The organism is Desulfococcus multivorans, assembly GCF_001854245.1.
GTDB classification, from domain to species: Bacteria; Desulfobacterota; Desulfobacteria; order Desulfobacterales; family Desulfococcaceae; genus Desulfococcus; species Desulfococcus multivorans.
The window spans coordinates 964,398-978,990 of sequence record NZ_CP015381.1; the positions used below are offsets into that span (position 1 = coordinate 964,398).

Annotated in this window: 5 protein-coding genes; 2 read left to right on the top strand and 3 right to left on the bottom strand. The window is 58.4% G+C overall.

The genetic code is table 11. The features are described 5' to 3' along the window. Positions 1 to 7: 7 nt before the first annotated feature. The 3 genes from dmul_RS04100 to dmul_RS04110 form a co-directional block, all read right to left on the bottom strand. A complete protein-coding gene (locus tag dmul_RS04100; RefSeq protein WP_020875426.1) occupies positions 8 to 1,372 on the bottom strand; it encodes a TrkH family potassium uptake protein in 1,365 nt (454 codons plus the stop codon). Then, positions 1,369 to 5,181: a PAS domain S-box protein gene (locus dmul_RS04105; RefSeq protein ID WP_052018497.1), complete on the bottom strand. Its 3,813-nt coding sequence runs from the start codon at positions 5,179 to 5,181 to the stop codon at positions 1,369 to 1,371. Before dmul_RS04105 ends, dmul_RS04100 begins: the two co-directional genes overlap by 4 nt. Before the next feature lie 289 nt (positions 5,182 to 5,470). Continuing rightward, positions 5,471 to 8,221, bottom strand: a complete 2,751-nt coding sequence (locus dmul_RS04110) for a cation-translocating P-type ATPase (protein WP_020875424.1) — start codon at positions 8,219 to 8,221, stop codon at positions 5,471 to 5,473. A 578-nt stretch (positions 8,222 to 8,799) separates the two neighbouring features. Between dmul_RS04110 and dmul_RS04115 the strand changes: the two genes are divergently transcribed. Together dmul_RS04115 and dmul_RS04120 are read left to right on the top strand one after the other, a co-directional pair. Next, a complete protein-coding gene (locus dmul_RS04115) occupies positions 8,800 to 14,292 on the top strand; it encodes a hypothetical protein (RefSeq protein ID WP_020875423.1) in 5,493 nt (1,830 codons plus the stop codon). Then, positions 14,258 to 14,515, top strand: coding sequence for a hypothetical protein (locus tag dmul_RS04120; RefSeq protein WP_020875422.1), 258 nt, complete (start codon positions 14,258 to 14,260; stop codon positions 14,513 to 14,515). Before dmul_RS04115 ends, dmul_RS04120 begins: the two co-directional genes overlap by 35 nt. Positions 14,516 to 14,593: the final 78 nt, after the last annotated feature.

The window sequence follows — 14,593 nt, forward strand, 5'->3', positions numbered from 1 at the left end:
TTTTACTCTATCCGATCATCATGTTTTCCTCGGCGTACCGCACGCCCTTGGTGGCCTCCCCGCCGGCGACGATATAGGTGAACGCGGGAACGCCCACACGGCCCACGATCATCAGTCCGACAATCACCAACTTGCCGGCCGGTGTCAACATCGAGGTGATTCCCATGGACAGGCCGACGGTGCCGAACGCCGAAACGGTTTCGAAAAGAAAGCTCAAAAATTGGCGATTTCCCTGAACGCGTCCACCGTGATCCGGATCTATGAAAAGGATCAGAAAGACGGCGACGCAGATCGCGGCCAACGAAAACACCAGCACTGAAATGCTTTTCGTCACCGTATCCTCGGGAACGGTTTTGCCGAAGAGATTGACGCATTTGTAACGCATCAGACGGCTCCATGAAAAGGCCGTCAGCACGGTAAAGGTGGTTGTTTTCATGCCGCCGCCGCACGATCCCGGAGAAGCCCCCACCAGCATCAGGAACATCATGAACAGCAGCGTCGCTGTATTGAGCGAGGCGATATCCACCGTATTGAACCCCGCGGTGCGGCAGGTGACGGATTGAAATATCGCAGTGAGGACTCCCTTCCACCAGCCCATCGATGACAGGAGGTTCCATTCGGATATCAGGATCACCAGGACGCCCGTTAAAATCAGGCCGAGGCTCGCCGCGATCACGCTTTTGGTCTGAATGGAAACCTTGCTGCTTTCCCGCAGAACAACCCCCCGGTAAAGTTCGTAAACCACGGGAAATCCGATGCCTCCCAGGATGATGAGCGCACACACGGTCATATTCAACATCACGGACGCCTGATCCGCCATGAGGTTATTGCTGAACTGAGAGAAGCCGGCGTTGCAGAAAGCGGAAACGGAATGGAAAACGGCTTTGTAGAGCGCTTCGGAAACCGGATAGACCGGCTGCCAGTGGACGAAGAGGACTACGGCGCCCGCCGTTTCGACCGCAAAGGTGAAATAGAGCACCGAACGGATCAGATGATAGATATCCTCCCTCGGAGTATGGGAAAAAACCTCCTGCATGGCCATCCGCTGCTGAAACACCACCCTTTTGCCGATCACCTGAAACAGCGCTACGGAGATCGTCATGATCCCCAGTCCGCCGATCTGGATCAGAAAGAGGATAACGCCCTGTCCCAAGGGGGTGAAATAGGTGCCGGTATCCACGACGATCAGGCCGGTAACGCAAACCGCGGACGTGGCCGTGAAAAGAGCGTCGATCACGCCGATGTAGCCCTTCACCGTGGCTCCCGGCATCATCAGGGCGGCGGTGCCGACGGCGATGGCCGCCAGATAGCTCATCATCAGCAGGTTGGTGGGGTGGGCACGCCGGAGGCGATTTTGAAACCAGAAGGTCATTTCGTTACCCCCTGCCGCGACGCTTGAGGGGACGTCTCATCCAGGATACCCCTGACCTTGATGCCCAGATCCTTTCTGGAAAAAGGCTTCTGAATGAAGTACACACCCACGTCCAGCACACCCCTGTGGGCGATGACGTTGGCGGTGTAGCCGGACATGAACAGGGTTCTGATCTCCGGACAACGAGCTTTCAGTTGATTCGCCAGATCGCGTCCGTTCATTTCGGGCATGACCACATCGGTGACGAGCAGATGGATTTTGTCCACGTGCGCATCAGCCAGGCGCATTGCCGAGGTTGGGGTGTCCGCGGTCAGTACGCGATAACCCAACCCCTCCAGCATCATTGCGCCTACCTTCAGGATAGCCGGTTCGTCCTCCACCAGGAGGATCGTTTCACCTCGGCCCAAGGGAATCTCGACGGGCGGATCAGGTGAAGACGTCGTCGCCGGCCCCTGATGACGGGGCAGGTAGATCTTGAAGGTCGTTCCCTTGCCGGGTTCACTGTAAACATTGATAAACCCGTTGTTCTGTTTGACGATACCGTACACCGTGGCCAATCCCAGACCGGTGCCTCGTCTGACGTCCTTGGTGGTGAAAAACGGTTCGAAGATGCTTTCGAGGGTTTCCTTGTCCATACCCCGACCGTCGTCGCTTGCGGCCAGCAATACATATTCGCCGGGGATGCAATCGGGGTGATGGGCACAATAGGCTTCGTCGAAGGTGATGTTTTCTGTTTCAATCATCACCTTGCCCACGCCTGAAATGGCATCCCGGGCGTTGAGGCAGAGATTGGCAAGAATCTGTTCGATTTGCGATGGATCTATTTTTACGGGCCATGATCGGTGTTTCGGAAACCATCTCAGGTCGATGTCCTCGCCGATCAGGTGTCGCAGCATTTTGAGCATGCCTTCAACGGTTTCATTCACGTCGAGCACTCTGGGGCTGACGGTCTGGCGGCGCGCGAAAGCCAGCAATTGTCGGGTGATTTCGGAGGAGCGTCTGGCGGCGTCAAAAATTTCCATGAGATCGTCGTGCAGGGGATCGGACGGATCGACCTTCTTAAGGGCCAGCTCCGTATAACCGAGAATTACGCCGAGCATGTTGTTGTAGTCATGGGCCACGCCTCCGGCCAGGCGACCCACGGACTCCAGTTTCTGGGCCTGCTGCAGCTGGGCCGCCATGGCCAGGTTTTCAGTGATGTCGTGGGCCACCCCCACGTAGTTGACGGTGCGACCTGCGGCGTCACGAACCGGAGCGATGGTCACCTCCTGAGTCAAGAGGGTCCTGTCCTTGCGTTGGTTGACCATGCGTCCCTGAAAAACGCGGCCGATTGCCAGGGTTTCCCGTAAAATTCGATAGTAGGCGTCATCATGGCGTCTGTTTTCGAGCGCGCACGGGGTTTGACCGACGGCTTCCCTCCGGGTATATCCCGTTACCCGTTCGAATGCCGGATTGACGTACTGGATGACCCCGTCGGGATCGGTCATGACAATCGTCTCCCCGGCCTGTTCGATGGCTGAAAGGAGCCGTTCACGCTCGATTTCGGCCTGCTTGCGTCGAGTAATGTCGCGGATATTGAATTGTATAATCCTGTTGTGATCCACCCGATAACTGGTGCCGACAAACTCAATCTCGACGATTCGTCCGTCGGCGGTTTCCAAGGCCGCATCGTCGCAGTGGAAAACATTTTTTCCCTGCAGCGTTTCAAGGGCATCCTCGAACAGGGTCATTCGGGTGAAGGGACCGAGCTCTCCGAGATCCTTTCCCACGATCGTCTCATGGGACATGTCCACCATCCGTAACAACGACGGGTTGGCATCCAGTACTCTACCTGTGTCGGCGTTCAGAACCAGAATGCCGTCTCCGGCGGATTCAAAAAGTCGCCGGTAGCGCTGCTCGGCCTTTTGCCGATCCGCCTCGGTACGTTTGCGTGCCGCGATTTCCCAGATCATGTCCGAAAGGGAAGCGAGCTCGGCGGCCTCCTTGTCGGTATAATCGCCCTGTTTACCGCTCACCCCAAGGACGGCGACCGTCTGGTCCTTGTGTATCACGGGAACCACCAGTTCGCGATAACGCCGGATGCCGCCGTCGCCCGACACTTGTCGGCCTTTCGATGGGATGTCGTCATTGCGGATGATCGGTTTGTTCCGCCGCACGCATTCTGCTATTGCGTCGGTTGGCTCGATGGGGTCGTTCGGGATCTGCTCTCCGGTCCGGTGGAATCCGATCAGCGCTGGAGTCTGTCCCCGTGCGCCGGAAGGGGTGTGGGAATCGGTTTCCACAAATCCAAACCATCCGCTGGGGCTCTCGACCCGTTCGGTGACGATTTCCAGCGCTCGAGTCATCATCTCGTCAAGGGTGTGGGTCGCGGCATATTCGATCAGGTCCGATCGGATTTCGCTGGTTCGCCGGGCGCGGCGTTCTTCGGTCTGATCCCTGAAAACCAGCACTACTCCGATGATCTCGCCGTCGGCGTCACGAATGGGTGCGCCCGAGTCGGCTATGGGCCGTCGGGTGCCGTCTCTCGCGATAAGCAGGGGATGGCGGGTCAACCCTATCACGGCACCCTCCCGCAACACCTTTGCCGGCAAGCTTTCTACCGTCTTCCCCGTTTCCTCGTCGACGATCCGAAGGATCTCGTCCAGCGGTTTTCCGTGGGCCTCGACATCTCCCCAGCCGGTGAGGGCCTCGGCCGCTGGGTTGAGCAATTCCACCATGCCCCGGGCGTCGGCGACGATCACGGCGTCTCCGATGGATTTCAATGTGATGCCGTAACGTTCGAGGCTGTTGCGGAGGGCCGCCTCGGAAACATAGAGCGCTCGAAAATGAATATTTCTTTCATGCTGTCGCAGGAGTATCGCGATCGCCCCGATGAGCACCGTTGCTCCTGCAAGGAGCGCCCATATGAGGACGGATTGCCGGCGCCACTCGGCAAAGACCTCCGTCGTGTCCACCTTGGTCACCATGAACCAGGGCGAGTCAGGTATAGGGCGGATGACCGAGACCACCTCTACCCCCCGGTAGTCCCTGCCGCGAACGAAGCCTTCCCGGCCGAGCACCGCCATGACTGCGGGCATGTCCGTTCGAGTCAGGGGAATCCGCAGCTTGAGCGCCGTGTCGGGCTGATGACGCAGATCGTTGAGAAAGAGGACGTGTTCTCCGTCTTGCCGGACCAGCAGTGTCTCGGCGGTTTCGCTGCCGGTGGGCCAGGATTGGATCAGGGGATAGAGGAATCGGGCGGCATCGATGACCAGGATGACCGCGCCGACGGGCGTCGACACCGCTTCGTCATTTGAGAAAAGGGGTGCTATTACCGAGATGTGAGGCGTTTGACCTTGAGGATCGGTGTGAATATCCATTAGAACAGGGGTTTTCTCATGCACGGCGGCGGCCAGATCCGTCGCGTATACACCTTGAGCATACCTTTTGCCGCTCAGGCTCGACAACATCCTTCCGGTCGGATCTGTCAACAAAATGTCGGTGTAGTCGTGCTGTGTCGCCAGAATGCGAAAGCGCTCGCGAAGATCCTCGGCGTTTTCCGCGCCGGGATCGGCGGTGAAACGCACCACGCTTTGACGAAGATAGCCGTGCTCCTTCAATGCGGCGGCGTCTTCCAACTGGTCTGTGCGCCATGCGGCGATCTGATCTCCCTTGAGTCGCGCGACGGCGACCAGATCCTCCGCGACCTTTCGCCGTACGGCATCTTCCTGGGCGCGGTATAAACCCAGACCCCCGGTCGTAACGATCATCAGGGCCGTCAACAGGAGGATCAGGATCCAACGGGGCAACATCATTGTATCCGGTTTCATCTTTTACCGCCCGATGGGTATTTGGAGGCTGTTTCCGTGGAACGGTCGGGTGATCCTGCCGTGGAGGAGTTGATTGTCGGATGTCGATCTTGCCGCAGTGCCCATTCCCCTCCTTTTTCGCGATGCCGCAGTTTTTGCTTTCGGCGGTTTTCAGTGAAATAATGCCGGGATGCCGCTCTGAACTTCCGTTCAGAGCGATCTAGACGCGTTCTTCCCTAAAAATCAAGGCAAAATATGCCCGATATAGATATCTGAGCCGGCGCCGGAATGTGAGCATGAAAACATATGTTCAAGCCGGTGGCTGCCGTGTATCTTCACGACGGCGTTGCCACGCCTTTTCCATTTCAATCAACAACAACATCCCCAGACCCGGCCCTGCGCACACCAGCAACTCGCCGACGCCAAGGGGTACAACCTGGAAAAAAGGGGCAAAGAAGGGCACATAGAGGACCATTAGCTGAAGCAGTGCTGTAATCCCCACCAGTCCGATAAGCACCGGGTTGGAGAAGAACCCCATCGACATCAGCGAGGCCCGGGTCGATCGGGATGCCAGGGCCTGTCCCATCTGCATGAAGGCCAGGGTCGTAAAAATCATCGTCTGCCAGCGGTTGTCGGGATCCCTCACATCATGATAGAGCGCCCCCACGCCCAGGGCGGTAAGGCCGATGATCAGGCCTACCCAGATAACGTGTTGCGCCAGTACGCTGTCGAAGAGGGGCTCCTGGGGCCTTCGGGGCGGTCGTTTCATGGTATTGGGTTCAGGGATTTCAACGCCCAGCCCCAACCCGAGGAGGCCGTCGGTGAGGAGATTCAGCCACAGCAGCTGCAGGGGCAGCAGCGCCACGTTGATGCCTGTAAGCGGCGCCAGCAGCATGACCAGCACCTTACCGATATTGCCCGCAATGGAGAACTTGACGAAACGACGGATATTGTCGTAGATCACCCGTCCCTCCTCCACCGCCGAGACGATGGTGGCGAAGTTGTCGTCCAGCAGCACCATCTCCGATGCCTCTTTGGCCACGTCGGTGCCGGCGATCCCCATGGCGATGCCGATGTCGGCCTTGCGCAGAGCCGGTGAGTCGTTGACCCCGTCACCGGTCATGGCAACCACTTCACCCCGGGCCTGAAGCGCTTCGACGATGCGCAGTTTGTGCTCCGGCGTCACCCGCGCATAAACCGACACCTCACCTACCACGGCGGCCAATTCCTCCGGCGACATACGTCCCAGGTCCTGTCCTGTTTTGACGGACATGTTCTCGGTGATGCCCAGGTCGTGGGCGATGAAACGGGCGGTGAGCGGATGGTCTCCGGTGATCATGATCGGGCGCATGCCTGCTGTTCTGCAGACGGCTACGGCCGATTTTACTTCCGGGCGAGGCGGATCTATCATTCCCGTCAAACCGATGAAGATGAGGTCCTCTTCGATTGGTGCGGTGTCTGACTGCCAGCGAAGGGCCAATCCCAGCACCCGCATTCCGTTCTGAGCCATCTCGGTGTTCGCCGTGTCTATGCGTTTTCGCCAATGGTCATCCATGGGAACGGTTTCGCCTTTCAGCCAGATGTTTTGGCACAGCGGCAGCAGGCCGTCCACGGCCCCCTTTGTGAAGGCCACGAAGGGTGCGGGCGGATCGGCAAGGGCCCGCAGGGCCCGGGGCAGTTGTGCGAGATCTTCCGGAAGTCGGTGAACGGTGGTCATACGTTTGCGCTCTGCGTCAAAAGGCAGCTCCCCCACCCGGGGCGCAACGGCTTCCAGCTCTTTCCGGCGAAGGCCGGCCTGAGAGGCCGCCACCAGCAACGCCCCCTCGGTGGGGTCTCCCAGAGCCAGGTAGCGCCCGGTCTCGGGATCGGAGCGGAGGGACGCATCGTTGCAGAGGGCCCCGGCGGCCAGCGCCAAGCCGATTTCCGGGGGTTGGTTTTCCAGGAAGTCGGGGCTGGGATCCGGCACCCGAAGTGCGGCGGCGGGGTGGTGCGCCGTTCCCTGTAATTCCAGATAATGACCGGCGACGCTGATGATGGTAACGGTCATGCGATTTTCCGTCAATGTGCCGGTCTTGTCGGAGCAGATGGTGGTGACGGACCCGAGGGTCTCCACGGCGGGTAACTTCCGGATGAGGGCCCGGCGTCGCAGCATACGCTGCGCACCCAGAGCCAGGGTGACGGTGACCACGGCGGGCAGCCCTTCAGGCACCACGGCAACGGCGATGGCAACGGCGGTCAGGAACATATCCTGGAGAGATTCCCCCCGCAGTACCCCGATGGCCATAACCAGTGCGGCAACGATAACGCCGCCCACGGCCAGCTGTTTGCCGACCTGGTCCAGTCGTCGCTGCAGAGGCGTCATGCCGGTCTCAACGGATTGCAGAAGGGTGGCGATCCTGCCCAATTCCGTGTCCATCCCGGTGGCGACCACTACTGCGCTGCCCCGTCCATAGGTGGCGACGGTGCCCATGTAGGCCATATTGCGCCGGTCACCGAGGGAGACCTCCGTCTCCGGAATCGGATCGGTGTGCTTTTCCACCGCCTCGGACTCACCGGTCAGAGCGGCTTCCTGAATGCGCAGATTGACGCTCTCCAGCAACCGCAGGTCGGCAGGGACGGCGTTACCGGCTTCCAGCAACACGATGTCCCCGGGCACCAACTCCCGTGCCGTGAGTTCCCGCAGCGCCCCGCCGCGGCGGACCCGGACCAGCGGCACCGCCATTCGTTTGAGGGCCGCCATGGCCCGTTCGGCCTGATACTCCTGCAGAAAACCCAGCAGGGCAAAGAGCACAACAATAGCGGCGATGGCTGCCGTCTCCGTAACCTTGCCCAGAAATCCGGAAATGACGGCGGCGGCGATGAGGATCAACACCATGGTGTTGGTAAACTGGTCCCACAGCAGCCGCAGGGGAGAGATTCCACCCCTTTCCTGCAGTTCATTGGGGCCGTGCTGCGTCTTGCGGGCGGCCGCTTCGGTGTCGCTCAAACCGTGGATCATGTCGCTTCCGGTCGCCGTCAGGACATCTTCCGGGGTCAACGTATGCCATAATTTATGTGTCACGGGACGCCTCCGATCAGGATGGATACGGGTTTAAGAAGGATTGCCTGCTTCAGCTCAGTTAACCACAGATGTGACGATCGGATCAAACATTTCTTGACAAATCGCATAAGCGTTCTAATGTGAATTGTTATGTGGTGTCATACTTTGCAGGGTCTCCTTCGGACGACCTTTCTGTTGCATATGTATCCCGGATGATCGGTGCTCGGCATCGCGTGACGTTTTTATTCTCTTCCCGTTTATCCCCGCTTTTATGACCCCTGACCGCCGGAATCCCCCGTGGTGCGGCACGATTCAACAGCACTTCCGGTCAAGGTGCTGCCCGGTTGACCCACACCGCGGCTTGGCGTCTACTTCGACGGCTTTTCGGCAGCCCTGATACATAACCCTTGAAAACTGTCCGCTTGAAAGCGTTCACACGCGATCAAGAAGGAACATTTTTTCCAAAAGCGTATATCCGGCTATAGCGTCCGGGCGCCTGCATTGGAATCACAAGCCTGCGTCGGCAGGGAATGGTATTTCAGTTTCGCCTGACCCGGGCCCCGGTCAGCTATTCATGAATAGCCAAGGGAGGTCATGATATGAAAACAATGAGCGTAAATGGTAAAATGAAACCCGTGGACGACACGCGTATCATTACCGATGAATATACCGGCCACTTTCTCTATGTCAGCTACTCCCAGGAGATCAGCGGACAGTCCGTATTCAACAAGGACAGGGTGGATCTGACCGGAGATGGCGCCTTCCGGTTCAACATCCTCCCTCAGGATCAGATCGTCAATGAGATGGTCACCGTGGAGGCCTACGCGCCGGACGGCCAATTGCTGGGCCGGCAGGTATACAGCTATGATAGTTTAAATGCCTCGGATATCCCGATCGGCGCCGAGGATGACTCTTCCCCGCTGACGATCCTTCTGGACCCCAAAATCATCGAATTCGGATCGTCATCCCCTGTAGAGGATGCTATGCGGAAAATCAGCGGCAAGGTGATCGATCTGTCGGGCACTCGAAAGGGCGCTGGATTGGAGATCCTCATCATGGTCAGTGACGATCCCGGAGCCGAGTTCGACAGCAGCACCTATCGGGCGGTTTTCTCGGCGGTCACCGATAAAGAGGGCTATTTTTTCGGACAGGTGAAAAACGAAACGGTTCAGATGGGCTATGGCGTCATCGCCGGGTTGGAGGATCAACCGGTGGTGATTGCCCTGGAGCAAAACAAGATACCCAAACAAATCCTAATGGTTACGGATCTGTCCAATCTGCCGGACCATGTGGCCACCGGTGGCGGTGCCGTGCCCGCCCTGCCGGACCAGGGCGATCTCGTTCGCGGCTCATCCTTTTCCCAGGATGTGGGGGGCACTTGCGTTGATTTCACGGTGCCGGACCGCACCCTGGAGGAGTTCAGTTTTTTTCATACCGTCCGCACAACGGAGCCGGAGATCAGGGGGCTGACTATCTCCTCCAAGGAGAGCGCAACGCTGAAGGCGGAGTTCATCGATCTGTCCGATCATACCTTCGAACTGGTGGGGCGTTTGAACGATTCGTTCAATTCCCTGGCGCTGATTCCATTTGCCGTTGAGGAGTTGCCTGCCGCGGACACGCCGGGTGTTGGGACGGTCCGCACGGCCGGCACGAATACCGCTGCATCGCAGGCCTCCCGGACCCAGTCCCCCAATTACATGATCAAACTGGACGTGGGCGGCAAGGAGCCGTTCAAGGTGAACACCCGGGACCTGGTGTACGAAAAGAGTCGCTTCGAATACGTGGATGTGGTCAAACTGGTCACCGAACAGGCGCAGCGGCACAACAAACTGCTTGCATTGCAGCAGAAACTGGCGGCTGCCTACTGCGGCAGATACGGTGTGGAAAGGGAGAAGACCTATTGTGAGAGTTTGACGGCCAACGATGGGATCAACCGTGCGGAACTCAGCGCCCTGGTGGGTCATGTGGAGAAAAATCGCACGGGGTTCGGCAGAGACGATGCACTGAAAAAACAGCTCGATACATTGATCTTCAAATTGGAAAAATTGATCAGCAGGCCCGTCGCCGAAAAGAATGAGATTTCAGACGCGATCCATCTGGTGGAAAAGGCGATTCAGGTTGTGGATATCAACACAGAGGAATCCCAGCTTCAGGAGAACGTTCTGGGGTATCTCCGGCGAATCATCATCGAACTGTCCAACGCCGGCATAACCGGCGCCCTCTCCTTCGAACCCTGTCCTCCGGAGGCCGAGGCCGAGACCATGGGAATCATGTGCCTGATTCAAAAGTTCCAGGAACTCAAACAAGTTCTGGAAAACAAATCGGTCTTCTCCTACGGAGAAATCATCGAGCTGAAGGCCTACTATTCCATCTTTTTGCGAAGCATCAACGCCTTCCGGTCGCTGCTGGACGAGTTTTACATATTCTATAAAAACAGTACCAATTTCGCCATCGAGTTGACAGACAACTTTTTTTACGAAGAATACGGCGCCATCAAAAGTACGCTGACCGCGCTGCAGCGGCAGGTCGTTGCAGCCCTTCGAAAAACCATGGAAATGGAAAGAGCCTACATTCTCAACCATCCGGGGCGCGTCAATCTGAGCGCCGAGACGAGCGTGGACTGGGATGAGACCCCCACCATTTATGAGAATACCACCATCGCCCACGGCCACATCCTGCACTTCAAGCAAAAATATAAATCCGCCGGGTTCTCCCTGGGCACACTGCTTAACAGTATACCCCTGGCGCCATGCCAGGAGAAGCAAATCGCCATATATGACTGGGACCGTACCGAGCGTGCCAGCCGGACCGAGGAGTTGCTGGTGGCGGAAGAACTCGATGCCGAGATCTCACGGGACAGGGATATTTCCGAAATCGTCAATTCCGTGTTCGGCGAGAGCATTCGCGCCTCGTCATCCAACAAGACCTCGTCCACCAGCGCCGGCATCGGCGGCGGGATCGGCGGATTCGTGAGCGGAATTGTTTTCGGCGTCGCCGGGGGCGTGGCCCACTCCGGGGCCTCGTCCACATCCACGGCGTCCCAGGACGCGTCGCGCACCCTGACGGCCACTTCAATGAACCAGCTGCAGGATACGACCACCCAGTCGGCATCCAGCCTGCGCAATCAACGGAGCACGGTGGTGCAGGCCGTGGGTCAGAACGAGTCGGTCAGCGTTCAAACCGAGGTGATCAAAAACAACAACCACTGCCACGCCATAACGGTGGAGTATTTTGAGGTGCTCAAGCATTATGTGATCGAGCAGCAGCTGGTGGACGTGCAGGAGTGCCTGTTTGTGCCCCTGCCCATGGGCCATTTCGACCATCAGAAGGTGTTGCGGTGGCGGCATACGCTGCAGCCCACCATGTACGGCCGTAAAATCCGGCGGGGCTTTGACGCCATCGAACGGATCGAGACCAACTACGCCAACTCCGACCTGCCCGCAGGCAGCTACGCCGACGAGGTGATCGAGGAATTTTCGGGCTTTTTTACCATTACCTTCGAGTTGCAGCGGCCTCAATTGGCGTCCATCGACGAGGCCACCAAAATCGAAACTATCGATTTGCACGATGCGTTTCCATGGTTCTTCGGATTCATGAAATTCAGATACGATGTGGAAGTGCCGCTGACGGAGGCCGAAAAGGACGCCCTTTTCGAGCAGCAATACGCCCCCGGTATCGTCAGGGATTTTATCGACCGGATGGAGCTGTACGCCATCGCGGACAACGGCACGGAAGAAAAACTGCAGCTCGATTTCACCCTGTTGTCCAATTACGCAAAGGGGGCGGCCCTGAGGGTGAGCCTGGCCAGCAGTGCGCTGCAGAACATCACCCGCAACCAGATCAAGCATTTGCGTGTCCGGGCCACCACCGAGGTGAAATCAGGCTCCAGGATCATATTGCGTTCGCTTTATCTCCAATACCGGACCCCGCATTTGAACGAGTCCATCTATCGCAACGCCGGCGTGAACAACGATATCATCAATACAACATCCGCCGATGGCGGGGTGGTGACCGATTCGGCCCTGATGTATACGCCGTTGAACAAAAGAGAAACAGCCAATCCGCGCAAGGAGGACCAGGAGGCTGCCGCAGCCCTGGTGAGCTACCTGAACGAGAACATGGAGCTGGCCCACAAGGTGATCTGGTCGAAAATGGACGCCAGCCGCCTGTTCGGACTGCTCGATCGTTATATCGCCCCCCACAGCGGCGGCCGCAGCGTAGCCAGCGTGGTGGAAAACCGGGTGACGGGGGTGGTCGGCAACAACCTGGTGATGAAGGTCGTGCCCGGAGAACGGCTCGATCCCGTATTCAAAGGCATGGAGAATCTGCTCGACTTTTACAAGCCCACCACGCCTCCCGACCCCTTCCGGATCAGCGTACCTACCAGAGGGGTCTACGCCGAGGCCGTCATGGGCAAATGCAACAGTTGCGAGGTCATCGATGAAACCCGTAACTGGCGGTTCACCGAGGTGCCCTGCGGCACTTCGCCTGCCGCCATCCAACCCGTTTCCACGGAGAGCCGCCGCAGTGAGCCCGGGGATTTGACGACCAAGGATCTGCCCGCCAGCCTGATCAACCTGCAGACAGCCCCTGCCGCCCCGGATCCCACGGGTTTGGCCGCGGCCTTTGCCTTGCTGGCCAAAGGGGATGCCTTCAAGGATATGACCGGATTGGCCGGCACCCAGGCCAATGCACTCGGCGCGCTGCAGACCACATCCAAGAGTGTCACCGACCTGGCCGGCATATCCAAGGACTTTGCCAATATGGCCGTGATGGCCAGCCAGAACCGGGATGGGGCCAAGCAGATCGAACAGATCAAGAAACTGAACAAGGAAGGCTATCTCACCGATGCGGAAGCCGGCCAGCAGATCAAGGGCGTCCTGGGCACCTACACTGATGCGGCCAAAAACATCACCAATACCAAGAGCAAGGACGGCGATTCGGTTCCCGACAAGATCGCCGACAAGGTCCTGACCCAGGGCATGCCGTCACCGTCCCATGAAATTGAATATCAGAAGGTCGGCTCGGACGGCGAGACGGAAAGCATCAAGGTCAGCCAGCCCGAAAGCCTGTCCGATTCAAGCGCCAAACCGGTGATCTATCTTACCGGCAATACGGGTTCGGCCGATTTGAGGGCGTTCAAACCGTCCACCAACGACAAGAGTCTGATCATCGAAGTGGGGGCCGGTTTCAGAAATGCGCCGGACGGTTCAAAGTTGCGATGGTCGTCGCCCACACCCGGCGCCTTGATCATCGACAACCCCAACGCCACTGTGACTCGGGTCAAAGGCGTCACGCCCGGCAAACACGATCTTGATCTGGAACTGCTGGATCCCGGCGGCAACCGCATTGCAAGCATCAAACTCAAACTGTCCGTGCCTCAATGCGTTACCGTCAATGAAGACCCGGCCTTGTTTGACAGTGCGCTGATCAACCTCCATCTGGTCGGGCATAAGAACGATGTGGTGGATGAAATGAAGCGCGTGGTGGAGCATCTCCTGGCCAAGGCCAACGTGCGCGTCTTCTGGCAATTCGGCGGATACAGCGAGGCGCTTCCTGCTCACGTGCCGGCCGCCAACGTGGTGACCGCCGTTATCAAAGACAAGGACCCCAGCGGCAACCTGGGGGTGACGTCCTCCACTTCCGCCGCTCTCGATCTTTTCAATGAAACCATCGAGGTTTTCCCCGGCATGTATGCCGAGGAAGATGCCATCGACGTGGATACCGAGACCCAGGCCCTGATCGTCGACCTCGACGCGTCACTCCCCGGGAATGCCGACTTGATCCCCATCATGATCAAAGTCTACGGCCGATTGATCGGGGAGACCTTGAGCCATGAAATCGGTCATGCCTTGCTGTGGGACGATATTCCCGCCGACGGCCACAATTCACCGGCCATTGCCAACGATCTGATGAATCGCGGCGTGGACCGCCTGTTCCGCCAGCGCACCGGCATGGAAAACATCGCTCAGGTGAGCCCTGTATTGCCTGAACATTATGTGGACCACGGCCTGGCGGCGATCGGAGGGTTCCAGGCGGTGAACCAGGCCCTCATCGATGCGCAGTGGCCCGTACCGCCGGCCCATGGTTAAACGCCTCGATCGTGAAGGCATCCGCCATTCTTCCGCCTATACATCCCAGGAGATCGCCGAAGCGGCGGGAATCCCCGGGAAAAAGCTCGCTAGTGCGGTGCTGGTGAAGCTTGACGGCGCATCGGCCATGGCCGATGCGCCGTCAAGCCGCGAAGTCGCCGGCAAGGGCTACACCGCCGCCAGCATCCGAAGCGTGCCATGCGGGCATGGATGCTTATCTTAATATAGAAAAAGTCTCGTCAACGGCACGGGAAGGGCGGGGCGGGCCGGGATGCCCGTCGCGCTGCATACACCTCTGGCG